Origin of the sequence: Kutzneria sp. 744 (assembly GCF_000568255.1) — a bacterium.
Taxonomy (GTDB): domain Bacteria; phylum Actinomycetota; class Actinomycetes; order Mycobacteriales; family Pseudonocardiaceae; genus Kutzneria.
This window is the reverse complement of sequence record NZ_KK037166.1, coordinates 7,791,021-7,814,196: the sequence shown is the minus strand read 5'-3', so window position 1 is coordinate 7,814,196 and position 23,176 is coordinate 7,791,021. Positions and strand designations below refer to the sequence as shown.

Here is a 23,176-nt window from a genome sequence, read left to right as displayed (position 1 = left end):
CTTCCTGACATCGGTTAGATCAGGCTTCGTGCTCGGTGCGGTCGGCGCTCCACGCGGTGTGGAAGCTGGTGTCGCCGCGGTCGACACGACGGTAGGTGTGCGCGCCGAAGAAGTCGCGCAGGCCCTGGATCAGCGCGGCCGGCAGGCGCTCGGCCCGCAGCGCGTCGTAGTACGACAGCGCCGAGGAGAAGCCCGGCGCGGGCACGCCGGCGCCGGTGGCCGCGACGACGACCCGCCGCCACGCCTCCTGCGCCTTGATCACGGCGTCCGCGAAGTACTCGTCGACGAGCAGCGACGGCAGGTTCGCGTCCTTGTCGTACGCGTCCTTGATCCGGTTGAGGAAGCGGGCCCGGATGATGCAGCCGCCCCGCCAGATGGTGGCCATCGAGCCGAGGTCGATCTGCCAGCCATAGGTGTCGGCGGCGGTGCGGATCTCGTCGAAGCCCTGGGCGTAGGCGACGACCTTGGAGGCGTACAGCGCCTGCCGGACGTCCTCGACGAAGGCGTCGCGGTCGGCAATGGCCGGCTTCGAGGTCGGGCCGGGCAGCGCCTTCTGGGCGGCCGCGCGCTGGCCGACATGGCCGGACAGGGACCGGGCGAACACGGCCTCGGCGATGCCGGTGACCGGCACGCCCAGCTCCAGGGCCTCCTGAACGGTCCAGCGACCGGTGCCCTTCTGCTCGGCCTGGTCGGCGATGATCTCAACGAACGGCTTGCCGGTGGCCGCGTCGACGTGCCCGAGCACCTCGGCGGTGATCTCCACCAGGTACGACTCGAGGTCGCCGGTGTTCCAGCCGCGGAAGACCTCGGCGATCTCGGCCGGCGTCAGGCCGGCGACATTGCTGAGCAGGTCGAAAGCCTCGGCGATGAGCTGCATGTCGGCGTACTCGATGCCGTTGTGCACCATCTTGACGAAGTGGCCCGCGCCGTCCTCGCCGACGTGCGTGCAGCACGGCACGCCGTCGACCTGCGCGGCGATGGCCTCAAGCACGGGGCCGAGGTGCTGGTAGGACTCGGCCGAGCCGCCGGGCATGATGCTGGGGCCGTTGAGCGCACCCTCCTCGCCGCCGGAGATGCCGGTGCCGACGAAGTGCAGGCCGCGCTCCTTGAGCGCCTTCTCCCGCCGCCGCGTGTCGGCGAAGTGCGCGTTGCCGCCGTCGACGATCATGTCGCCGGGCTCCATGAGCTCGGCGAGCTCGTCGATCACGGCGTCGGTGGGACCGCCCGCCTTGACCATGATGATCACCTGACGGGGCTTCTGCAGCGACTGCACGAAATCGGCGGTCGTCTCCGCCGCCACGAAGTCGCCCTCGGAGCCGTACTGGTCGACCAGGGCCTTGGTGCGCGCGGCGGACCTGTTGTGCACGGCGACCCGGAAACCGTGACGAGCCAGGTTGCGAGCCAGGTTGCTCCCCATCACGGCCAGGCCCGTGACGCCGATACGAGCCTTCTGTTCAGTTGCCATACACCCAGCCTGCCTGGCTCGGCGCTCAATCTCCAGCCGACATGGCTAAATCGATCCGGGGTGCTTCCCGCACGCGTCCAGGCGCAGCAGCACTGCCAGCAGCTGATCGCGTTCGGCCGCCGGCAGCGTGCCGAACATCTCCTCGGCGGCGCCGCGCTTGGCGTCCTCGATGCGGCTGACCAACAGGCGGCCGGCCTCGGTGAACGTGACGAGCATGGACCGCCGGTCGCCCGGATCGGGGCGGCGCAGCACCAGGCCCTGCTCCTCCAGCCCGTCCACGACGGAGGTGGCCGAGCGGGGCACGATGTCGAGCTTGGCGGCCAGGTCGGCCATCCGGATGCCGTCGCCGCCGCGGGCGATCACGGCCAGCGCGCGGCCCTGGCCGGGGGTGAGGCCGAGCGGGGCCAGCTGGTGCATCCACCGGCCGCGCAGGCGTTTGGCCACGTGCATGAACACGTCCGCCAGCCGTGCTGTGGTGGCGTCGGTCACGTGAACCTCCCGTTGCCGGCCGCTTAATACTGACCTAGCCTCATTATATGACAGGCTCATCATTCACGACGCAGGCGCTGGTCGCGACCGACCGGCCGTCACGCTATCTGGTGCAGCTCTGCAAGCACTTCGGCCACAAGATCCAGACCGTGTGGACCGAGCACGAGGGCGAGCTGTACTTCGACTTCGGCACCGCGCTGCTGCGCACCCGCCCCGAGGGCCTGCACATCACGTGCACCACGGGCGACGCCGAGACGTTGGACCGGCTGGCCGACGTCGTCGAGCGCCACCTGGTGCGCTTCGGCGCCAAGGACGAGCTCGTGGTGGCCTGGACCTCGACGGGCCAGGCCGCCTGACATTAGGGTTCGCCGGCATGGAGCTGCCTGACTGGGTGCCGGCGACCATGGACGTCACCAAGCCGAGTCCCGCCCGCATGTACGACTACTACCTCGGTGGCACCCACAACTTCGAGGTCGACCGCGACGCCGCCGAACGGGCCATCGCCGCCATGCCGTACACGATCCAGGGGGCGAGGGGGAACCGCGACTTCCTGCGGCGCGCGGTGCGGCTGCTCGTCGACTCCGGCATCCGGCAGCTGCTCGACCTCGGTTCCGGCATCCCCACCGTGGGCAACGTGCACGAGGTCGCGCAGCGCCGGGACCCGACAACGCGCGTCGTCTACGTGGACATCGACCCGGTCGCGGTGGCGCACAGCACGGCGATCCTGCGGCCCAACCGCCTCGCCACCGTGCTCCAGGCCGACATGCGGGACGTGGACGCGGTGCTGTCCGACCCCCGGGTGCGAGACCTGATCGACTTCTCCGAGCCGGTCGGCCTGATCATGGCCTCCGTGCTGCATTTCGTGCCGGACTCCTCCCGTCCCGCCGAGATCGTCGCCGGCTATCGCGACGCCGTGCCGGAGGGCAGCCATCTCGTGCTGTCCCATATCGGCGCGAAAGAGGAGCCGGACAACCGAACCGGCATGCTGGCCGACTTCAAAGCCGTGTACCAGAACACGACCAATCCCGTCGTGCTGCGGACCCGGCCGCAGATCGAGGCCCTTTTCCACGGCTTCGACCTGCTGGAACCCGGCGTCACGCTGGTGCACCAGTGGCGGCCCGACGCCGATCAGGAGCTGCCGGCCAAGCTCCCGCCCGGTTACGGCGGCGTCGGCGTGAAGGCGTAATGAGCAACCCGGTAGGTCCGAAACACCTTTTGTTCATCTAGGGTTCACCGAACTCGGCACGGCACCCCCTACCGTGCCGCAGGACCCCCGCAGTCACCCTCGGAAGGCGATTGATGTCGGACCTGAGCTACGTCGAGGCCATCGCCGTCGGGCTGCTCCAGGGGGTGAGCGAGCTGTTCCCGGTCTCCAGCCTGGGCCACAGCGTGCTGCTACCGGCGCTGGCCGGCGGCCAGTGGGCCAAGGACCTCAGCCTCAGCGGCAAGGAGACGCCGTACCTGGCCGTGCTGGTGGCCATGCACGTGGCAACCGCGATCGCGCTGGTGATCTTCTACTGGCGGGACTGGGTGCGCATCATCCGCGGCCTGTGGACGTCCATCGTCACGCGGAAGATCTCCAACGCCGAGCAGCGGCTGGGCTGGCTGCTCGTGATCGGCACCATTCCGGTCGGCATCGCCGGCATCGCGCTGGAAAGCGCGATCCGCAACTTTCTCGGCAAACCGGTGCCGACGGCCATTTTCCTGGCGCTCAACGGTTTGGTGCTGTTCGCCGTGGAACGCCTCCAGCACCGGCGTCGCGAGGCCGTCGAGGAGATGTCGCCCGACCAGACGATGGTCATCCCCGCCTCGGCCTTCAACCCCGGCGACACCGCGCCGCTGCACGCCATCACCGCCGAGCCGCTGACCGCCGACGAGGCGTCCGAGCGGCGGCTGTCCAAGCTCACCTGGAAGGAAGCCGTGCTGATCGGCGGCGCCCAGGCGCTGGCCCTGCTGCCCGGCATCAGCCGCTCCGGCATCACCATCGTCGCCGGCCTGACCCGCGGCCTGCGGCACGACGACGCCGCCCGGTTCGCCTTCCTGCTGGCCACCCCGGTCATCCTCGGCGCCGGCGTGCTCAAGATGCCCGAGCTGTTCAAGCCCGCCGTGGCCGGCTCCCTGGGCCCGGCCCTGGTCGGCAGCGTCGTCGCCGGCATCGCGGCGTACGTCGCGGCCCGCTTCCTGGCCTCCTACTTCGAGACCAAGACCCTCAAGCCCTTCGCCCTGTACTGCCTCATCGCCGGCCTCGGCTCCCTCGCCTACTTCCTCATCGCCGGCACCCCGTAACCCCCGCGAGTCCCGCTTAGCGTCACACCGAAATGCTGAATCCGTTTCAGGCATTCGGTGTGACTGTGGGCGGGACTCGCCGGGGTTTACGGCAGGACTCTGAGCAGGCCTTCCTGGACCACGGTGGCGACCAGCTGGCCGTCGCGGGTGAAGAAGCGGCCGGTGGCCAGGCCACGGGCGTTGGAGGCGCTGGGCGAGGTGCAGTCGTACAGGAACCACTCGTCGGCGCGGAACGGGCGGTGGAACCACATCGCGTGGTCCAGGCTGGCCCCGAGCACCTTGTCCGTGCCCCAGTACACGCCGTGCCGGGCCAGCACCGAGTCCAGCAGCGTCATGTCCGAGGCGTAGGCCAGCACGCACACGTGCAGCAGGTCGTCGTCGGGCAGCTTGCCGTCGGCCCGCATCCACACCTGGTTGCGGGCCTCGTGCGGGCCGCTCTCGCGGGTGATCCAGGGCGGGTCGGAGACGTAGCGCAGGTCGATCGGCCGCTGCCGGTCCCGGCCCAGCTTCTCGCGGTCGGCGCCCAGCTGGGCCAGCCGTTCGCCGAACGTCGGGAGCGACTCCGGGTCCGGCACCGACGGCATCGGCTCCCCGTGCTCCATGCCCGGCTCGACCAGCTGGAACGAGGCAGACAGCGAGAAGATCGCCTTGCCGCGCTGCACCCCGACCACCCGGCGCGTGGTGAACGAGCGGCCGTCGCGGATGCGGTCCACCTCGTACACGATCGGGATGCGCGGATCTCCCGGGCGGATGAAGTAGGCGTGCAGCGAGTGCACCTTGCGCTCCTCCGGCACGGTGCGACCCGCCGCCACCAGCGCCTGGCCGGCGACCTGGCCGCCGAACACCCGGACCGAGGAGTCGGCCGGGCTGACCCCGCGGAAGATGTTCTCCTCGATGCGCTCCAGGTCCAGCAGCGCGACCAGGCGGTCGAGCACCGGCTGGCCGTGCGGCACCCCGTCGAGCGTCAACGGCACCGACCCCGGAGCTTGTTCAGCTCCGGGGTCGGCGGCCGCGGCGCGAGCCGCTTCAGTCACTGATTTCTCCTAGGCGTGGTCGTCCTCGCCCAACCGGTGCACCCGGATGAGGTTGGTCGACCCTACGGTGCCGGGCGGCGAGCCGGCCACGATGACCACCAGGTCACCGGGCTGGTAGCGGCCGATGGACAGCATCGACAGGTCGACCTGGCGCACCATCTGGTCGGTGGACTCCACCTTAGGCACGAGGAAGGTCTCGGTGCCCCAGGTGAGAGCAAGCTGACTCAGCACGTCCGGCTCCGGCGTGAAGGCCAGCAGCGGCAGGTGCGTGTGCAGGCGGGCCAGGCGACGCACCGTGTCGCCGGACTGGGTGAACGCCACCAGGGCCTTGGCGTTGAGGCGCTCGCCGATGTCGCGGGCCGCGTAGGAGATGACGCCCCGCTTGGTGCGCGGCACGTGGGTCAGCGGCGGCACCACCGTGGACTCGTTCTCCACCGCCATGATGATCTTCGCCATCGTCTCCACGGACTCGATGGCGTAGCGGCCCACGCTGGTCTCGCCGGACAGCATCAGCGCGTCCGCGCCGTCCAGCACCGCGTTGGCCACGTCCGAGGCCTCGGCCCGGGTCGGCCGGGAGTTCGTGATCATCGAGTCCAGCATCTGCGTGGCCACGATGACCGGCTTGGCGTTCTCGCGGGAGATCTGGATGGCGCGCTTCTGCACCAGCGGGACCTGCTCCAGCGGCAGCTCCACGCCCAGGTCGCCGCGGGCCACCATGACGCCGTCGAAGGCCAGCACGATGGCTTCGAGGTTGTCGACCGCCTCCGGCTTCTCCACCTTGGCGATCACCGGCAGCCGGCCCTTGCCGACCCGGTCCATCACCTGGTGCACCAGGTCGATGTCGGCCGGGGAGCGCACGAAGGACAGGGCGATGAAGTCCACGCCCAGGCCCAGCGCGAACTCCAGGTCCTCGATGTCCTTCTCGCTCATCGCCGGCACGGACACGTCCATGCCCGGCAGCGACAGGCCCTTGTTGTTGCTGACCGGTCCGCCCTCGGTCACCTCGCAGACCACGTCCTGGCCCTCGACGGCGGTGACCACCAGGCCCACCTTGCCGTCGTCGACCAGGAGTCGGTCGCCGACCCTGGCGTCCTTGGCCAGGTTCTTGTACGTGGTGGACACCCGGTCATGGGTGCCGGCGACGTCGTCGACGGTGACCCGCACGACATCGCCCGTCCGCCACTCAACAGGGCCGCCCGCGAAAGTTCCGAGGCGGATCTTGGGGCCCTGCAGGTCAGCCAGGATGCCGACCGCTCGGCCCGACTCGGCGGCGGTGGTCCGCACCAGGTCGTACACCTGCTTGTGGTCGGCGTGGCTGCCGTGGCTGAAGTTCATCCGGGCCACATCCATGCCCGCCGCGACCAGGTCGCGCATCTTCTCCGGGGTGGACGTCGCTGGCCCGAGGGTACAGACGATCTTCGCTCGTCGGCTCACGTTCCAGCAGCTTAGACCGACGCACTGGACCGATCCCGAACTACCCGGCAGTAACGTTTGGGGAACCGCCTAGAAACACTCCCCGCACCCTCGAATTTCAGCGCACGGTCACCGGGCCATCACTGTTGGTTCACCGCCGGGACGTTCAGGACACCCCGGCGGCCGCACTTTTCGCCTCGACCGCCGGTCCCCACCCGTCACATTTATTCGTCGGATTCGTCGTCCGCGTTCGCCGCCGACTCGACCTTCGCATCGGCTGCCACCGTCTCGGCCGGCATCGCGGCCGCGCCGCGCTCGGCGGCGAGCTCCTCCAGGCCGTACCGGGCCACGATCTCGGCGTCGGCCAGGTCGATCAGGCGGAGGCCGTCCGACTCCAGCCGCTCGTTCACCTGGTCGAGGTGGTCGCGGATGATCTGCTTCTCCGCGTCGTTGACCTTGCCGCGGTGGGGCTTGCCGGCGTGTTCGAGACTGCCGTAGTTGACCTTGGTCTCGCCGGTGGACTTGGCCCGGGCGGGCTTGGCGTAGGACTTCTTGGCCGCCTTGATGACCACGTCCATCGGGTCGTCGGTGGCCAGCTTGTCGAACTCGGCCAGCGGCATCACCACCAGGCGGGGCTCCTCGCCCGCCTCGAACACCTCGAAGCTGACCACGTCGATGGCCTTGTCCTCGATGTCCGCCAGCTCCGACGGGGCGGCCTCGATCTCGACCGGGCCGTCCGTCAGCGCGGGGTGCTGGGTGACGACGATCTTGACCAGCTCGCCGTCCCCGACGATCTTGCCGCTCAGGTCGGAGAACCGCACAACCTTCTGGCCCATGGCCGGTGTTTCCTCTCGTCGTGGCGGGTGCGGACTAGGGGCCGGAGTCTGCCACAAACGGGCCCCGTCCCCCGGTCCGCGACACGCCGCCTTAGAACGGGTGTTCGAGTCTAGCGCGGTCGCGCGATGTCGCATTCCGGTGTTCTGTTTCGACGTATGGGCATGCAGACAGTCACCTCCAAGGACGGCACCTCCATCGCGTACGAGCGGACCGGCCGGGGCCCCGCCCTCGTGCTGGTCGGCGGCGCCTTCATGACCCGCCAGTCCTTCGCCCCGCTGGCCGCGGCCTTGGCCCCGGCCTTCGACGTCGTCGCCTACGACCGCCGTGGCCGCGGCGACAGCACCGACACCCGGCCCTACGCCGTCGACCGCGAGCTCGAGGACCTCTCCGCCGTGCTCGACGCCGTCGGCGGCTCCTTCGTCTACGGCATGTCCTCCGGCGCCGCCCTCGTCCTCCACGCCGCCGCCTCCGACCTGCCCATCCAGCGGGTCTCCGGCATGGAGCCGCCCTACCGCGTCCCCGACGCCCCTCCCGTCGACGAGTCGTACGGCCCGATCCTCGACTCCCTGCTCGCCGAGGGCCGCAACGCGGACGCCGTCGCCCACTTCATGACCCGCGCCGTCGGCCAGCCCGCCGAGGTCGTCGACCAGATGAAGGCCACTCCCATGTGGGCCGGCCTCGTCGCCATCGCCCCCACCCTCGCCTACGACAACGCCGTCATGGGCGACGGCGCCGTGCCCGCCGCCCTCTCCCACATCACCGTCCCCGCCCTCATCCTCAGCAGCACCGGCTCCTCCCCTTGGCTCCAGGCCGCCTCCGCCGCTGCCGCCACCGCCCTCCCCCACGGCCAGCACATCGCCCGCGACGGCGGCTTCCACGACCTCCCCGTGGAGGTCATCGCCGCCGTCCTGACCGAGTTCTTCAAGGGCTGACCGGAATTCGTCGAATCGCACGCGCGGTTGAACGGCCCGTCCGCGCGGGATGACAGCTCACCCGGTTCCGGCGACGAGATCCCGGACCGCCGCCTTCACGTCGGTGAAGGCCAGGTCCGGGATCTCATCCCAGGCGAACCAGCGGTGCTCGGTGTTCTCCGCCGACAACGTGATCACGGCGTCGTCGGGGATACGGCAGGTGAAGGCCATGCCGACGGTGGCCATGCCGGTGTCGCCGTAGACGGAGGCGTAGCTGCCGACGGGGCGGAGATCGAGGACCGGGCAACCGATCTCCTCCCGGGCCTCGCGAACCAGGTTCTGCTCCGCGGTCTCGCCGGCGGTGAGGAAACCGCCGACCGTGTCCCACGCGCCGATGGCCGGCGGCTGGGCACGGCGGAGCAACAGGATCGACCGCCCGCGGCAGATGAGGCCGATGGTGGTGGGCAATGGGTTGTCGTATTTCCAGAAGCCGCAGTCACCGCACGAGGCGTGGCGTTCGGCGCCGGAGCCGACGAACGCCAGGGATGTCCCGCAGCGGGGGCAGAATCGCCAATCCATCACCGGCCCAGCAGACACCATCGGGCCGGACCCCGCCAAGCGCCCGTCGGACGACCGGCACTCGGCAGCATCCGAACCTCACTCGTCCGACACCGCTACACGCAGTACCAGGAATAGGGATTGCTGTAGTTCGTGAATCGGGCGGTGCCGGGATTGCCGTACTTCCAGGCGCAGGCGGCATTCATATCGACGCTCAGCCGCGTTCCGGTGTCCGAGCCGTACTGGCATCGCCAGCCGTAGACGTTGTTGACAACCACGATCGCATTGACGTGATCTCACCAAGATCGTCGCGTTGAAAATCGAACGAATGCATACGTGCGAGCTGCGTGGGCGGGTAGGTCGCTGACAGACCGAGCCCCGCGAAGATGGCCGGGGAGCCCCTGGTAAGACTGGATTTGCGAAGATCAAGTCCGAACCAGAAGGCTCCCCGTGATCACGTATCCTGCCACACTCGACGTGCCCCGCGAACTGGCCCAGCACCTCGGCCGACTCTTGCAAGCCGAACGCCGCCGACGCGGCACCCGCACCAACTCCAGGGCGCTGACCTGCTTCTGGCACGCGGTATTGGGCCTGCGCTGGTTCCGCCAGAACGCCGACATCACCACACTGGCCCGCGACCACGGCATCTCCCGCGCCACCGGCTACCGCTACCTCGACGAAGTGATCACGGTCCTCGCCGCGCAGGCCCCGGACCTGCACGACGCCCTCCAACAAGCCAAGGACGCGGGCGCGACTCACGTGATCCTGGACGGCAAGGTCTTCTCCTGCGACCGCTACGGCGAGAAAACCCTCAGCGTCAAAGGCGAGCCCATCGACCTGTGGTATTCGGGGAAAGCCCATGAGCACGGCGGCAACATCCAGGCGCTGTCGGCGCCGAACGGCTTCCCGCTGTGGGTCTCGGTTGTCGAGCCGGGCTCGGTCCACGACCTAACCGCGGCCCGGGAACATGTTCTGGGCGCGTTGTACTGGGCCGCCTCGCAACTGGGTCTGCCCACGTTGGCCGACGGCGGCTACGACGGCGCTGGGATCGGCGTGCACACCCCGGTCAAGCAGCCCGCCGGCGACCAGGTGCTCGACGCGGACAACTGCGCCTACAACGCGCTGCTACGGGGTCTGCGGTGCCTGGGCGAGCGTGGGTTCGCCGTGCTGACCGGGCGGTGGCGCGCCCTGCGGCACATCACCGCCAGTCCACGCAAGATCGGTGACATCGTCAAAGCCGCACTGGCGCTGACACATTTCGAACATGGCCGGCAGACCTGAAAGTCGCTGAGATCACCTCATTGAAGGCCGAGCTGTTGTAATAGCTTCGGCACCAGCCGGTGATGTCCACGCCGCCGCCGGCGTGCGCCACCCCCGTCACCGTCACCGTCACCGCGCCGCCGAGCAGCATCAACGCGCCGAGCAGAACCTGGGTCAGGATACGCTTCATATGAACCACTCCTTGGGAATCTCATGGAAAAACCAGAGTGGCGAATTCGGCGGCGTGACGGTAGGAGACCGAGAGGTATCTTCGTCGAGGGGCGGTGTACGACTCGGTCGTACGGAGGCTCTGATCAGCAACGCTGGGGCGGGTCAGCCGAACGGGCGAAGGCGTGCGGCGACGGCCGCCCGCTGGCGGGCCCCGAATTTCTTGAGGATGCGGGTGACGTGTGTCTTGACGGTGGCCTCGGAGATCTGCAGCCGCTCGGCGATTCGCTCGTTCGCCAGCCCGTCCGCCACGAGTTCGGCGATCTCACGTTCTCGCGGCGTCAGACTTTCGAGGATGCCCTGGAGGTCCACCGACGGCGTGAGGATCACCTCGGCGGCATCGGTCTGCGCCTGCCGACACAGCTCCCGAACCGAGACAAGGCGCCGGTTGAGCATGGACAGCTGCGGCGGCACGAGATGGATGGACTCCTCAAGGCCGACACGGATCTTCTCCAGCGTCTCGACGAAGCCGTCCACGATCTCCAGGACGGACAGCGGAGAATCCGGCTCGTCATCGCCGACAAGGTCCAGCGACGCGCGATTGGCGACGTCTTCCCGCTCCCGGGCGAGAACGGTGACGACAGATCGGGCCAGGAACTCGAAGGCGTGAACGGTCTCGCTGCCGTACACATCGGGCGCGTAGCTCTGTATCGAGGCCAAGCCGACGACCGGACCACCGTCGGCGGTCGGGTCGAGAAGCGGAACCGCCACCGTGTCACGGGACAGCCGCTCATCCGCTCCGAAGGAATGGCCCATGTGCAGCAGCCGGCCGTTGTCCATGCTGTACAGATACGGCCTCGCATGTCGTTTCATCCACGCCGAAAGACCGTCGGGTCCGTACATCTGGTGCCCTGGCGGCTCGTACTCCTCGCCGTCGAACACGTACGGCACGGCGAGTAGACGGCCTTCACCGTAGAAGGCGACATAGAAGCTGTCGACCGGCGCGATACCCGCCATCGTGACGCGCCACATGTTGTACAACTTGCGCCGCCGCCCGCGCATCATCCGGATCGTGCGGTCCGCATTGCGCAGCGTACCGGCAATTTCCGGCGAGAACCCGGGAGTTCGGCCTTCCGGCGGCTCGGACGCCACGGCCCTCACCCTCCCGTGCCCGCACCGGCGTCGCATGCGCCCGGCCGGGAAGGCGCACGACGCCCCTCGTCACCGCTGCGTGTCCCCATGTGTCAAGAGATCGCCGTCGGCACACGCCCGCTCAATCCTCCACCTGAGTGACAAGTGTTGTTGCTGGCCAAGCAAGTCCCACGATCGCGAGGCCAGCGCCGCAAGGTCCGATTCAACGGGCGGGGCGTTCGCTGATGCCGACGTGGTCGGCGGCCCATTCGTTGAAGGGGCGGAGCGCCCGCCAGGCCTTGCGGACGCGGTCGAAGGAGCCGCGCTCGTGGAGGACGTCGTCGGGGGGCCAGGTGATGGCGGCGTACAAGGACTTGTGGCGCAGGAGGTCGATGCGGGGGTGGTCGAGCTCGTAGCCGCGGGGCTTGGTCTTGAGCCGCTCGCCCTGGATGGTGAAGCCGGCCCGGGTGAGCTTGGCGATGATCTTTTCCAACGCGGAGCCGCGGCGGGGGTCGTCGACGGCGGTGCGGAAGCGGGCGAGCTGGTCGGCCTCGAGGTGGAAGCAGCCGCCGCCGACGCGGAGGCCCTCGGGCCCGACCTGGACGTAGTAGGCGCCGCCGCCACGGCCCTGCTCGATGACGCCGCCGCAGTGGGTCTTGTACGGGGTCTTCTCCTTGGAGAACCGCACATCCCGGTACGGGCGGAAGACCTTGGGCTCGCCGAGGCCGCCGAACTCGGGCTCCAACTCGGCCAGCAACGCCTCCATGGGGGCCCGCACGTCGTCGAGGTACTGGTGCTTGTGGGCATCCCAGTAGACCTTGGAGTTGTCGGCCTCTAGGCCGTCGTAGAAGTCGATGGCGTGCTCGCCGAATCCGAGGAACCTCACGACGGCAACGATAGGACCTAGCGCCGATCACGCGGCGAGGAGCTCGCCCGTCCGGGAATGAAGGCGGCCATCTGCATGATCGCCGGCTCGATGGTGTGCCGGTCGAGGACGACGAGTCCGAGCGACTGCAGGCGGTTCACGTCGCGGGTGACGGTCTTGTCGCTGCGGCCGGCGTACTGCTCGGCCAGCTCCGGGGTGAGCCGGCGGACAGTGCCCAGCGGCGTCGGACCGTCCGGCAGGGACAGCAGCAGGGTCCGCTGGCGAGCGGTGGCTTCGGTGTTCGGCAGCGTCTGGAAGCGCTGGTGCACGAAGTTGACCCAGGAGACGCGAAGTTGTTGGCGCTGCACGAGTTCGATCTGCTCACGCAGCAGGTCCACGAAACCCTGCGCGGCGTAGCAGATGAAGCCGGTGACGTCGCCATGGCTAGAGGCGTTGGCCAGCCGGCGGTAGTACTCGGACCGCGTGCGGTTGTAGTGATCGGACAACAGGTTCGCGGACAACCACGGCACCAGCCCGCTGTTGGTCAGGATCGCGCACTCCAGCAACCGCGCCGTGCGCCCGTTGCCGTCGCCGAAGGGATGGATCCAGGCCAGATAGAGATGGCTCAGCGTGGCGGCCAGAAACGCTCCGAAGAAGCGGACGCTCGCCGGGTGGCTATCGGTGCCGTCGGTGAGTTCGGCGATCCACGCCACCAGCCGGTCCATCAGGTACGGCACGTCCTGAGGCGGCGCACCGCGGTAGTTTCCGACGACAAGGTTGGCGGTGGTGAATTCGCCCGGCGCGACATGCTCGTCGGTGTCGAGCTCGGCCAGCACGTGGCGGTTCTGCTGCTTGATCCAGTCGACGGTGATGACCGTGCCGCCGTGCCGGCTGTCCACGTCGATCGCCCGCAGCGCGGCGACGACGTTCTCCACCTCCTGCTGGAGATAGCGCTGGGACGGTGGCAGCACGAGACCGCCGCTGATGATCTTGCCGACCTCCTCCTCGGACAGCGTGTTGCCCTCGATCGCGGTGGTGGCGAGCGCTCCCTTGGCCAGGTAGACGGCACCCAGCTCCTGAGCGACGGCCGGTGTGAGCGGAGCTCCGGTCAGGTGCTGGCACTTCGAGAACGCCTCACCGAGACGGGCCCAGAGCTGGGCATTCGCGTCGAATTCGATGCGGTAGGCGAAGGTCAACCACGGATGGCCGGCTACGTAGTCACGCTCGTCCACGCATCCATCCTAGATTTCACCCCCCTGGTTTGTCCAAGGCAGTGTCCACGGCTGTGTCCAGCATCTTGACCAGCGTCTTGGGGGCGATCGTGCGGTAGGCGTCGGTGACGAGCTCGGCGAGTTCGGACCAGTCCTGGGGCACGTCGAGGTAGACGCCGAGCCAGCCGCGGTGGCCGACGTAGGGCGGGCGGAAGAAGCGGGTGGGGTCGGAGGCGATGAGGGCGGCCTGCACGCCGACACCGGCGGCGCAGACGAAGGCGAGGCGGTCGTCATGGTGGTGGTCGGAGTACATGACGAAGGTCTTCCTGCCGCGCACGAACCAGGTGGGCTCGCCATGGCTGAGCCGCTCGGTGGTCTCGGGCAGGGCGAGACACAGGCGGCGCAGCCGCGGGAGGGGATCGGCCATGGGGCACAGCATGACGCAGACCGGGCGCCTCGGAGCAGAGGAGACACGGATGCGTATCGGCTTCACGATGCCGCAGAACGGCCCGGTGGCGAACCGGCCGGCGGAGCTGGTGCGGTTCGCGGCGGAGGCGGAGCGGCTGGGGGCGGACGCGCTGTGGGTGGGCGACCGGCTGCTGAGCCCGCTGGAACCGAAGGTGGGCTACGGCATGGCGGGCCCGGGCCCGTTCCCGCCGCAGTTCGCGACGGTGTTCGACCCGTTCACGGCGCTGACGCTGGCGGCGACGGCGACGAGCCGGGTGCGGCTGGGCACGAACGTGCTGAACGCGCCGTTCTACTCGCCGGTGCCGCTGGCCCGCACGCTGACGTCGATCGACCGCGCGAGCGGGGCCGGCTGGTGGCGGGCTTCGGGGTGGGCTGGTCGCCGGACGAGTACGAGGCGGCGGGTGTGCCGTTCGCGGAGCGGGGCCGACGGCTGGACGAGATCCTGGACGTGCTGGAGAAGGCCTGGACGGCGGACGTGGTCGAGCACGACAGTCCACTATGGAGGGTGCCGCCGAGCCGTATCGACCACAAGCCGGCCAAGCGGCCGCCGATCCAGCTGGGCGGCTTCGCCCCGGCGGCGCTGAAGCGCATCGGACGGCGCGCGGACGGATGGCTGACGGCGGGCGCCCTGCCGAACGGGCTGAAGGCAGAGAACCTGGAACCGCCGCTGGCGGCGATCCGCAGGGCGGCGGAGGAGGCGGCCGCGACCCGTCGGCGATCGAGGTGGTGCTGAGGGTCAACCCCCGGTGTGTCCACAAAGGAGATCGCCGAGGCAACGCTGGCGGTGCACGAGCGGATCGGCCTCGCGGAGGCGATGGTGGAATTGTCCTACCTGGCCCCGGAGACCGATCACGCGCTCGAACTGGTGGCGGAGCTGCTGACCCTGCTCAGGTGAGCCGGGCCAGCGCGGAGTCGAAGGCGTCGGGGCCGACGTTGGCCCCGCCGTTGAACGGGTCCTGCAGCTGGTAGATGGCGAACAGCAGCATGGTCATGGTCGCGGCCAGCACACCGACGATGATCACGTGGGCGATCAGCTTGGGCCCGCCGAACATGTAGGTGAACACCATCGCCAGCACGCTGCCGACGATCAGCGCGAACCAGGTGACGGCGTTGACCCCGCTGCCGTCGGCGGCGTCGAGGCGGTCCTGCCGGAACTGGTAGACCTGCCAGAGCTGGTTGGAGGCCTCGGTCTTGCGGTCCTTGAGCCAGTCGTCCTGATTGTCGGGCGCCTGGTCGATGGCCTGGTGGATCTGGTCGAGGTACTGCGGCCCGGGCCCGGTGACGGCGTCGCCGGCCTGCATCTGCGGCCACTCCTGGTCGCGCACGGCGGTGGCGTACTTGCGGGCCAGGTCGTGGATCTCGGTCCGGGTGGCCTCGGGCAGCGAGTCGGCGGCCCAGGTGACCGCGACCAGGCTGTTGGCCTCCTGCTGGGCGTTGTCCTGGGCCGAGTTCACGGTGTCGAACAGGGAGATCAGGACGAAGGCGACGAGCACCGCCACGAGGCCGCCGACAATGACGAAGACGTTGCCGGCCGACTCATTGTTGACAGACCTCCCATCACCGGAGGTGAGGCGGTGTATCAGCACCGTGAGCGCGCCGGCGACAATGGCCACGCCGACGACCCACACCAGCCCTTGCAGGTAGATGTCCATTCACTCTCCTATGTGCTGACAGCCGATTCAAGCACCGTCTACGGTGGGGACCGTATCCGCCAACTCGTTGAAACAGGAAATCGGTGTGGTGTGACCAGGATTCTCCGCATGACGGGCGTGCTATTACCCGTTCTAGCGATAGCGGCGCTGTTCACACCCCAATCGGACGCGGTAACGCCCACCGTGTGTGAGGCAATCCTGGTCCGTACGGGTGAGCACGGTATCGGCACCACCCTTTCGAGTGTCAGCCTGCCGGGTGGCGCCGAACGGGTGCTGCACAGTGCGCCGATCGAGTTGAACGCGGTGGGTTACGTCTCGTCACAGGATCTGGTGTACGGCATCGGGGACCACGGCCACCTCTATCGCATAGACCGATCGGGTGGAATCAGGGACCTCGGCTATCCGGCCGGGGTGCCGCGGGGCGGCCTCGCCCTGGCCACCGCGGGCGCGGCGCTGGGCGGCACGCTGGTGGTCCGCCTGGACGACCGGCTGCTCACAATCGACGTCGCGCCGTCGAGCCGGACATACCTGAGCGTGACGCGGGTGGTGCGGATGCGGCCGGGCGCGGACGGCCTGGACGACTTCGCCGTCGACCCGGTGGACGGGCTGTTCTACGGCGTCAACGCCACGCACGGCCGGCCGACCGTGGTCAGCGTCGACCCGAGCAGCGGCACCGTGCGCGTGGTGGCCACGCCCGACGGCCTGCCGGCGCACGGCTCCAGCTACGGGGCCGCCGTCATCGACTCGTCCCGCACGCTCTACGTGCTGGACAACGACGACGGGCACCGCAGCCGGCTGTTCGCGATCCCCCGCGGCGGCCCGGCCCGCGAGGTGTCGTCCGGGCCGGCGGTCGGCACGTCGGACGCCGCCGGCTGCCTCGGCATGCCCACTCCGCCACCGCCGCCTCCCCCGCCGCCACCGCCTCCCCTCAAGACGACCACACCCCCTCCGCCCACGACGACGCCCACGACAACCACCCCGCCACCGCCTCCGCCACCGCCGTCACCCGCCCCGACCTCGGCAGTGGTGGTCCCGCCGCCATCGCCGCAACGGCCGGTAGTCGTGCCGACGAAGGCCAAGCCGTGGACGGCGGCACAGGTCAGGCCGGCGGCCTCCGCGAATCATGAGGAACGCACGAAACAGCGCCGTTGGGCCCTGACGGCGGTCATCCTTCTGGTCGGCGGCGGGGCCGCCACCCATGCCGCCGCACGGGCCAGGCACCGCTAGACCGACCGCCGGCAGGACAATTCCGGTGAATTGTCGGCCGACAACGAAATGGGCGGGACCGGATTCCGGTCCCGCCCATTCACGTCATAAACCGAGCATAACCGGTGGTCAGACCACTGCCAGCGGCAGCAGATTGGGTTGCACCGGGGACGGCAGTTCCGAGGAACCGGTCAAAAAGCTGTCCACGGCATTGGCCACGGAACGGCCCTCAGCAATGGCCCACACCACCAGAGAGGCCCCACGGTGGGCGTCGCCGCAGGCGAAAACGCCGGGGGTGGAGGTCTGCCAGGCGGAGTCGACCGACAGGGTGCCGCGACCGGACAGGGGGATGCCCAGGCCGTCCAGCAGCGGCATGTGCTCGACGCCCTCGAAGCCGATGGCCAGCAGGACCATGTCGGCCGGGATGACCTCGACCTCGTCGGAGACGGGCTCGACGACGCGGCGGCCGTCGGCGTCGCGGCCGACGCGGACCTGGCGCAGCTCGATGGAGCGGACGTGGCCGTCCTCGTCGCCGACGAAGCGTTGCACGGCAACGGAGAACTTGCGCGAACCGCCCTCGTCGTGGGCCGGGTAGTTGCGGATGAGCAGCGGCCAGGTCGGCCACGGGGACACCGCGAAGTCCTGAGTGGACGGTGGCTCCGGATACTGGTCCAGCTGCACGACGGAAGCAGCGCCCTGACGGTGCGCGGTGCCGAGGCAGTCGGCGGCGGTGTCGCCACCGCCGATGATCACGACGTGCTTGCCGGCGGCGTCGACCGACGTGGGCCCGTCGCCCTCGCACGCGCGGTTGGCCGGCACGAGGTGCTCCATGGCCATGTGCACGCCGCTCAACGAACGGCCCGGGATCTCCGGCGCGTCCCGCCCGCGCAGGGTGCCGACGGCCAGAACCACGGCGTCGTAGGAAGAACGCAGCTGCTCGACGGTCAGGTCGACGCCGACCTCGCAGCTGGTGACGAACCGGGTGCCCTCGGCCCGCAGCTGCGCGAGCCGCCGGTCCAGCACCTTCTTCTCCATCTTGAACTCGGGAATGCCGTACCGCAGCAGCCCGCCGAGCCGGTCGTCCCGCTCGTACACGGTGACGTCGTGCCCGGCCCGGGTCAGCTGCTGGGCGGGGGCCAGCTCGGCGGGGCCGGAGCCGACGACGGCGACCCGCTTGCCGGAGGAGACGGCGGCCTGCCGCGGCGGCACCAGGCCGCTCTCCCACGACACGTCGGCGATGGTCTGCTCGACCCGCTTGATCGCGACGGCGCCGCCGGCGGCGGGGGTCGCGTTCAGCACGCAGGCGGCCTCGCACGGGGCGGGGCACAGCCGGCCGGTGAACTCGGGGAAGTTGTTGGTGGCGTGCAGGCGATCCCCGGCCTGCGACCAGTCCCCGCGCCGCACCAGGTCGTTCCACTCGGGGATCAGGTTGCCCAGCGGGCAGCCCGCGGTCCCGGAGTGGCAGAACGGGATGCCGCAGTCCATGCAGCGCCCGGCCTGGGTCCGCACCTGCTGGTCCCGCTCGGCGGCGGGCTGGCGGGCGTAGACCTCGTCCCAGTCGTTGATCCGCTCGCCGGCGGGACGCTTGGGCGCGTCGCCGCGGGTGAACTTGAGAAAGCCGTTGGGGTCAGCCACGGGACGCCTCCATGATCGCCTCGTCGACGTCGCGGCCCTGGGCGCGGGCCAGTCGCATCGCCTCCAGCACACGCTGATAGTCGCGCGGCATCACCTTGGTGAAGCCGGCCGAACGCCGCGGCCAGTCGCCGAGCAGCGAGGCCGCCACGGCGGAGCCGGTGAGCTTGTGGTGCCGCTCGACGGTCTCCCGCAGCCAGCCCAGGTCGTCGCCGCTGGGCCGTTGCAGGTCGACCATGTCGCCGTTGACCAGCATCGGGTCCAGTTCGAGCACGTACGCGATGCCGCCGGACATGCCGGCCGCGAGGTTGCGGCCGGTGGGCCCGAGCACCACGGCGCGGCCGCCGGTCATGTACTCGAAGGCGTGGTCGCCGACGCCCTCGGCCACCGCGACCATGCCGGAGTTGCGCACGCAGAACCGCTCGCCGACCCGGCCGCGCAGGAAGATCTCGCCGCCGGTCGCGCCGTAGCCGATCACGTTGCCGGCGATCACCTGCTGCTCGGCGGCGAACGGCGCGTCCTCGTGCGGGCGCACGATGATCCGCCCGCCGGACAGGCCCTTGCCGACGTAGTCGTTGGCGTCGCCGACCATCTCCATGGTCACGCCGCGCGGCAGGAACGCGCCGAGCGACTGGCCGGCCGAGCCGGTCAGCGCGACGTGGATGGTGTCCTCCGGCAGGCCGTCGCCGCCGTAGCGCCGCGTCACCTCTGAGCCGAGCAGGGTGCCGACGGTGCGGTTCACGTTGCGCACCGGCAGTTCCAGCCGCACCGGGTGGGCGTCCTCCAGGGCCGCCTCGGCCAGCTGGATCAGCGTCCGGTCCAGGGCATGCTCAAGGCCGTGGTCCTGGCCGCGCAGCCGCCGCCGGGCCGAGCCGTAGCGGGTCGCGGTCGGCACCTCGAAGACCGGGGACAGGTCGAGCCCCTTGGCCTTCCAGTGCTCCACGGCCTCGTCGGTGTCGAGCAGCTCCGCGTGCCCGATGGCCTCGTCCAGCGTGAGGAATCCGAGCTCCGCCAGGAGTTCCCGCACTTCCTCGGCCACGAAACGGAAGTACTGCTCGACGAACTCCGGCTTGCCGGTGTACCGCTCGCGCAGCACGGGGTTCTGCGTCGCGACGCCGACCGGGCAGGTGTCCAGGTGGCACACGCGCATCATCACGCAGCCGGCCACCACCAGCGGGGCCGTGGCGAAGCCGTACTCCTCGGCGCCCAGCAGCGCGGCGACGATGACGTCGCGGCCGGTCTTCATGGCTCCGTCGACCTGCACGGTGATCCGGTCGCGCAAACCGTTGAGCATCAACGTCTGCTGGGTCTCGGCCAGGCCGATCTCCCACGGCGTTCCCGCGTGCTTCAACGAGTTCAGCGGGGAGGCGCCGGTGCCGCCGTCGTGCCCGGAGATCAGCACCACATCGGCGTGGGCCTTGGCCACACCGGTGGCGACCGTGCCGACGCCGAGCTCGGAGACCAGCTTCACGTGGATGCGGGCCTGCTCGTTGGCGTTCTTGAGGTCGTGGATCAGCTGGGCCAGGTCCTCGATGGAGTAGATGTCGTGGTGCGGCGGCGGGGAGATGAGCCCCACGCCCGGCGTGGAGTGCCGGGTGCGCGCGATCCACGGGTACACCTTGTGCGCGGGCAGCTGCCCGCCCTCGCCGGGCTTCGCGCCCTGCGCCATCTTGATCTGGATGTCGTCGGCGTGCACGAGGTACTCGCTGGTGACGCCGAACCGCCCACTGGCGACCTGTTTGATGGCCGAACGCCGCTCGGGGTCGTAGAGGCGCTCGGGGTCCTCGCCGCCCTCGCCGGTGTTGGACCGGCCGCCGATGCGGTTCATGGCCACGGCCAGCGTCTCGTGCGCCTCGGCCGAGATCGAGCCGTACGACATGGCGCCGGTGTTGAAGCGCTTGAGGATCGACTCGACCGGCTCCACCTCGGCCAGCGGCACCGGGGTGCGGTCGGAGGCGAACTTGAACAGGCCGCGCAGGCCGCCGCCCTCGCGGACCAGCCGCTCCACCTCGTCGGTGTAAGCCTTGTACACCTCGGTCCGACGGGTCTTCGTCGCGTGCTGCAACAGGAAGACGGTCTCCGGCGTGAACAGGTGCAGCTCACCCTCGCGGCGGTAGGCGTACTCGCCGCCGACCTCGAGGCGCCGGTGCGACCGGTCGGCCGGGTTGTCCGGGTAGGCGCGGCGGTGCCGGACGGCGACCTCGGCGGCCAGCTCGTCCAGGCTGACGCCGCCGAGCTTGGAGTGCGTGCCGGTGAAGTACTCGTCCAGCAACGGTTCCGCGATGCCGACGGCCTCGAAGACCTGGGCCGCGGTGTAGGCGCCGACGGTGGAGATGCCCATCTTGGACATGATCTTCAGCACGCCCTTGACCAGCGCGGTCATGTAGCGCCGGATGGCCACCCTCGGGTCGAGGTCGGCGATGGCGTGCTGGCTGATCAGGTCCTCGATGGTCTCGAAGGCCAGGTACGGGTTGACCGCGGCGGCGCCGTAACCCAGCAGCAGCGCCACATGGTGCACCTCGCGGCAGTCGCCGGTCTCGACGACCAGCGCCACGCGCAGGCGCTCCTTGGTGCGCACGAGGTGGTGGTGCACCGAGGAAACCAGCAGCAGCGAAGGGATCGGGGCCATGCGGTGGTCGGAGTCCCGGTCCGACAGCACCAAGGTCCTCGCGCCGGCGGCGATCGCCTCGGACGCCTGGCGGCGCACCCGCTCGATCGCGTGGGCCAGCGCGGCGCCGCCACCGTCCACTTCGTACAGTCCGGACAGGACGGTGCAGGCGAAGCCGGGCAGGTTGCCGTCGTCGTTGACGTGGATGAGCTTGGCCAGCTCGTCGTTGTCGATGACCGGGTACGGCAGCCCGATGTGCCGACACGAGGCCGGGCCCGGGTCGAGCAGGTTCTGCTCCGGGCCCATCACGCGGGACACCGAGGTGACGATCTCCTCGCGGATGGCGTCCAGCGGCGGGTTGGTCACCTGCGCGAAGTTCTGCACGAAGTAGTCGTAGAGCAGCCGGGATCGCTTGGACAGCGCGGCGATCGGGGTGTCCGAGCCCATGGAGCCGATCGGCTCGGCGCCGTTCTCGGCCATCGGGCCGAGCAGGATGCGCAGCTCTTCCTCGGTGTAGCCGAAGGTGAGCTGCCGGCGCACCACCGATTCGTGGCTCTGCACAACGTGTTCGCGATTGGGCAGGTCGGCCAGCTCCAGCAGGCCGGCGTGCAGCCACTCGTCGTACGGCTGCCTCTCGGCCAGCCCGGCCTTGACCTCGTCGTCGTCCACGATGCGGCCGGCCTCGGTGTCCACGAGGAACATACGGCCCGGCTGGAGGCGGCCCTTGGCCACCACGCGGTGCGGCGGCAGGTCCAGCACGCCGGTCTCGCTGGCCAGCACCACCCGGTCGTCGTCGGTGCGCCACCAGCGGGCCGGGCGCAGGCCGTTGCGGTCCAGCACCGCGCCGACGAGCGTGCCGTCGGTGAAGGTCACGCAGGCCGGGCCGTCCCACGGCTCCATCAGGCTGGCGTGGAACTGGTAGAAGGCGCGGCGCTTGGGATCCATGGTGGCGTGGTTCTCCCACGCCTCCGGGATCATCATCAGCACCGCGTGCGGCAGCGACCGGCCGCCGAGGTGCAGCAGCTCCAGCACCTCGTCCAGGGAGGCGGAGTCGGAGCCCTCGCCGTCGACGATCGGGTACAGCCGGGCCAGGTCGCCGGGGATGAGGTCGCTGGCCAGCAGCGACTCCCGGGCGCGCATCCGGTTCCGGTTGCCGCGAATGGTGTTGATCTCGCCGTTGTGGGCCACGTAGCGGAACGGGTGGGCCAGCGGCCAGGACGGGAAGGTGTTGGTGGAGAACCGGCTGTGCACCAGGGCGATGGCGCTGGTCAGCCGCTCGTCGACCAGGTCGGGGAAGAACGCCGGCAGCTGGCCGGTGGTCAGCATTCCCTTGTACACCAGGGTGCGCGCCGACAGCGACGGGAAGTAGGCGCCGACGCCGGCGACCACGCTGTCCCGCTCGGTCCGCTTGCGCAGGCAGAAGGTGAGCCGGTCGAGGTCCACATCGGACGGACGGTTGCCGTCGGCGTCCGCGACGCCGGCCACCACCAGCATGGCGAAGTGCGGCATCACCGAACGCGCGGTCGGGCCCACGTCGGCGGCGTCCGGGTTGACGGGAACATCGCGCCAGCCCAGCACATCCAGGCTTTCCTCGGCGGCGATCCGCTCGATCAGCTCGACGGCCCTGGCCCGCTGTTCGGCGTCGGCCGGCAGGAACGCGATCCCGGCGGCGTAGTCGCCGGCCCTGGGCAACGCGAACCCGCACACGTCCCGCAGCAGGGCGTCCGGCACCTGGAGCAGAATGCCCGCTCCGTCGCCACTGGTCGGCTCGGCACCCGCGGCCCCGCGGTGCTCGAGATTGGCCAGCGCGGTCAGGGCATCGACCACGATGCCGTGCGACCGCCGCCCTTTGATGTCGGCCACCATGGCCACACCGCAGGCATCCCGTTCCGCGCTCGGGTCGTACAGGCCCTGACGGCCGGGAAGGGCGGAGAAGATCGTCACGGTTCGAGACCTCCCTCGTCGTCCTTTGCTTGCGCATC

General features: G+C 69.8%; 22 protein-coding genes and 1 pseudogene. 8 read left to right on the top strand and 15 right to left on the bottom strand.

What is annotated here, in order from left to right; all coding sequences use genetic code 11:
* Nucleotides 1–19: 19 nt before the first annotated feature.
* The gene (gndA, locus tag KUTG_RS35985) at nucleotides 20–1,465 is read right to left on the bottom strand and encodes an NADP-dependent phosphogluconate dehydrogenase (protein ID WP_043723215.1); all 1,446 of its coding nucleotides are present in this window, start codon (nucleotides 1,463–1,465) and stop codon (nucleotides 20–22) included.
* A gap of 45 nt (nucleotides 1,466–1,510) precedes the next feature.
* Nucleotides 1,511–1,954 carry a MarR family winged helix-turn-helix transcriptional regulator gene (locus KUTG_RS35980; RefSeq protein WP_043723213.1) on the bottom strand — a complete coding sequence of 148 codons (444 nt, stop codon included), beginning with the start codon at nucleotides 1,952–1,954 and terminating at the stop codon, nucleotides 1,511–1,513.
* A 47-nt stretch (nucleotides 1,955–2,001) separates the two neighbouring features.
* Between KUTG_RS35980 and KUTG_RS35975 the strand changes: the two genes are divergently transcribed.
* The 3 genes from KUTG_RS35975 to KUTG_RS35965 all read left to right on the top strand — a co-directional run bounded on the left by KUTG_RS35975 (nucleotide 2,002) and on the right by KUTG_RS35965 (nucleotide 4,240).
* The gene (locus tag KUTG_RS35975; protein ID WP_043723211.1) at nucleotides 2,002–2,310 is read left to right on the top strand and encodes a DUF2218 domain-containing protein; all 309 of its coding nucleotides are present in this window, start codon (nucleotides 2,002–2,004) and stop codon (nucleotides 2,308–2,310) included.
* A gap of 17 nt (nucleotides 2,311–2,327) precedes the next feature.
* Nucleotides 2,328–3,140 carry an SAM-dependent methyltransferase gene (locus KUTG_RS35970; RefSeq protein ID WP_043723209.1) on the top strand — a complete coding sequence of 271 codons (813 nt, stop codon included), beginning with the start codon at nucleotides 2,328–2,330 and terminating at the stop codon, nucleotides 3,138–3,140.
* Nucleotides 3,141–3,253: 113 nt separating this feature from the next.
* A complete protein-coding gene (locus tag KUTG_RS35965) occupies nucleotides 3,254–4,240 on the top strand; it encodes an undecaprenyl-diphosphate phosphatase (protein WP_043723208.1) in 987 nt (328 codons plus the stop codon).
* Nucleotides 4,241–4,326: 86 nt separating this feature from the next.
* On the opposite strand, the gene tesB is transcribed toward KUTG_RS35965, so the two are convergent.
* The 3 genes from tesB to KUTG_RS35950 all read right to left on the bottom strand — a co-directional run bounded on the left by tesB (nucleotide 4,327) and on the right by KUTG_RS35950 (nucleotide 7,523).
* Nucleotides 4,327–5,274: an acyl-CoA thioesterase II gene (gene tesB / locus KUTG_RS35960; protein ID WP_043723205.1), complete on the bottom strand. Its 948-nt coding sequence runs from the start codon at nucleotides 5,272–5,274 to the stop codon at nucleotides 4,327–4,329.
* Nucleotides 5,275–5,283: 9 nt separating this feature from the next.
* Nucleotides 5,284–6,708, bottom strand: coding sequence for a pyruvate kinase (gene pyk / locus KUTG_RS35955; RefSeq protein WP_084580162.1), 1,425 nt, complete (start codon nucleotides 6,706–6,708; stop codon nucleotides 5,284–5,286).
* 203 nt (nucleotides 6,709–6,911) lie between these two features.
* Complete coding sequence (locus KUTG_RS35950) at nucleotides 6,912–7,523, bottom strand: hypothetical protein (RefSeq protein ID WP_052395781.1); 612 nt, start codon at nucleotides 7,521–7,523, stop codon at nucleotides 6,912–6,914.
* 162 nt (nucleotides 7,524–7,685) lie between these two features.
* Here KUTG_RS35950 and KUTG_RS35945 point away from each other — a divergent pair, with 162 nt between their 5' ends.
* Complete coding sequence (locus KUTG_RS35945) at nucleotides 7,686–8,456, top strand: alpha/beta fold hydrolase (RefSeq protein ID WP_084581447.1); 771 nt, start codon at nucleotides 7,686–7,688, stop codon at nucleotides 8,454–8,456.
* Between the two features lie 57 nt (nucleotides 8,457–8,513).
* Here KUTG_RS35945 and KUTG_RS35940 read toward each other — a convergent pair whose 3' ends face one another.
* Together KUTG_RS35940 and KUTG_RS59325 are read right to left on the bottom strand one after the other, a co-directional pair.
* Complete coding sequence (locus tag KUTG_RS35940) at nucleotides 8,514–8,903, bottom strand: NUDIX domain-containing protein (RefSeq protein WP_232241154.1); 390 nt, start codon at nucleotides 8,901–8,903, stop codon at nucleotides 8,514–8,516.
* Between the two features lie 206 nt (nucleotides 8,904–9,109).
* The gene (locus KUTG_RS59325; RefSeq protein ID WP_157494990.1) at nucleotides 9,110–9,271 is read right to left on the bottom strand and encodes a hypothetical protein; all 162 of its coding nucleotides are present in this window, start codon (nucleotides 9,269–9,271) and stop codon (nucleotides 9,110–9,112) included.
* Between the two features lie 172 nt (nucleotides 9,272–9,443).
* Here KUTG_RS59325 and KUTG_RS35935 point away from each other — a divergent pair, with 172 nt between their 5' ends.
* Nucleotides 9,444–10,274, top strand: coding sequence for a transposase family protein (locus KUTG_RS35935; protein ID WP_043723199.1), 831 nt, complete (start codon nucleotides 9,444–9,446; stop codon nucleotides 10,272–10,274).
* Here the strand turns inward: KUTG_RS35935 and KUTG_RS59320 are convergent.
* The 5 genes from KUTG_RS59320 to KUTG_RS35915 all read right to left on the bottom strand — a co-directional run bounded on the left by KUTG_RS59320 (nucleotide 10,225) and on the right by KUTG_RS35915 (nucleotide 14,055).
* Nucleotides 10,225–10,443, bottom strand: coding sequence for a hypothetical protein (locus KUTG_RS59320; protein ID WP_157494988.1), 219 nt, complete (start codon nucleotides 10,441–10,443; stop codon nucleotides 10,225–10,227). The genes KUTG_RS35935 and KUTG_RS59320 overlap by 50 nt on opposite strands.
* Before the next feature lie 143 nt (nucleotides 10,444–10,586).
* Nucleotides 10,587–11,573, bottom strand: coding sequence for a helix-turn-helix transcriptional regulator (locus tag KUTG_RS66585; protein WP_232241153.1), 987 nt, complete (start codon nucleotides 11,571–11,573; stop codon nucleotides 10,587–10,589).
* 202 nt (nucleotides 11,574–11,775) lie between these two features.
* Nucleotides 11,776–12,438 (bottom strand): DUF2461 domain-containing protein, encoded by a 663-nt coding sequence (locus tag KUTG_RS35925; protein WP_043723198.1) that lies wholly within the window; start codon nucleotides 12,436–12,438, stop codon nucleotides 11,776–11,778.
* Nucleotides 12,439–12,455: 17 nt separating this feature from the next.
* Nucleotides 12,456–13,649, bottom strand: coding sequence for a Fic family protein (locus tag KUTG_RS35920; RefSeq protein ID WP_043723196.1), 1,194 nt, complete (start codon nucleotides 13,647–13,649; stop codon nucleotides 12,456–12,458).
* Between the two features lie 16 nt (nucleotides 13,650–13,665).
* Complete coding sequence (locus tag KUTG_RS35915) at nucleotides 13,666–14,055, bottom strand: MmcQ/YjbR family DNA-binding protein (protein ID WP_043723195.1); 390 nt, start codon at nucleotides 14,053–14,055, stop codon at nucleotides 13,666–13,668.
* Here KUTG_RS35915 and KUTG_RS66580 point away from each other — a divergent pair.
* Nucleotides 13,940–14,829, top strand: a pseudogene (locus KUTG_RS66580) (TIGR03619 family F420-dependent LLM class oxidoreductase). The gene KUTG_RS35915 and the pseudogene KUTG_RS66580 overlap by 116 nt on opposite strands.
* A gap of 15 nt (nucleotides 14,830–14,844) precedes the next feature.
* On the top strand, nucleotides 14,845–14,991 hold the full coding sequence (locus KUTG_RS64285; protein WP_232241151.1) for a hypothetical protein: 147 nt from the start codon (nucleotides 14,845–14,847) through the stop codon (nucleotides 14,989–14,991).
* Here the strand turns inward: KUTG_RS64285 and KUTG_RS35905 are convergent.
* On the bottom strand, nucleotides 14,984–15,748 hold the full coding sequence (locus KUTG_RS35905; RefSeq protein ID WP_043723193.1) for a bestrophin-like domain: 765 nt from the start codon (nucleotides 15,746–15,748) through the stop codon (nucleotides 14,984–14,986). The two genes, KUTG_RS64285 and KUTG_RS35905, sit on opposite strands and share 8 nt — an antisense overlap.
* Before the next feature lie 270 nt (nucleotides 15,749–16,018).
* Here KUTG_RS35905 and KUTG_RS59310 point away from each other — a divergent pair, with 270 nt between their 5' ends.
* On the top strand, nucleotides 16,019–16,975 hold the full coding sequence (locus tag KUTG_RS59310; protein ID WP_157494986.1) for a DUF6923 family protein: 957 nt from the start codon (nucleotides 16,019–16,021) through the stop codon (nucleotides 16,973–16,975).
* A 108-nt stretch (nucleotides 16,976–17,083) separates the two neighbouring features.
* On the opposite strand, the gene KUTG_RS35895 is transcribed toward KUTG_RS59310, so the two are convergent.
* Both KUTG_RS35895 and gltB read right to left on the bottom strand, forming a co-directional pair.
* Nucleotides 17,084–18,589: a glutamate synthase subunit beta gene (locus KUTG_RS35895; RefSeq protein ID WP_043723191.1), complete on the bottom strand. Its 1,506-nt coding sequence runs from the start codon at nucleotides 18,587–18,589 to the stop codon at nucleotides 17,084–17,086.
* Complete coding sequence (gene gltB / locus KUTG_RS35890; RefSeq protein WP_255360957.1) at nucleotides 18,582–23,138, bottom strand: glutamate synthase large subunit; 4,557 nt, start codon at nucleotides 23,136–23,138, stop codon at nucleotides 18,582–18,584. Before gltB ends, KUTG_RS35895 begins: the two co-directional genes overlap by 8 nt.
* Between the last annotated feature and the right edge of the window lie 38 nt (nucleotides 23,139–23,176).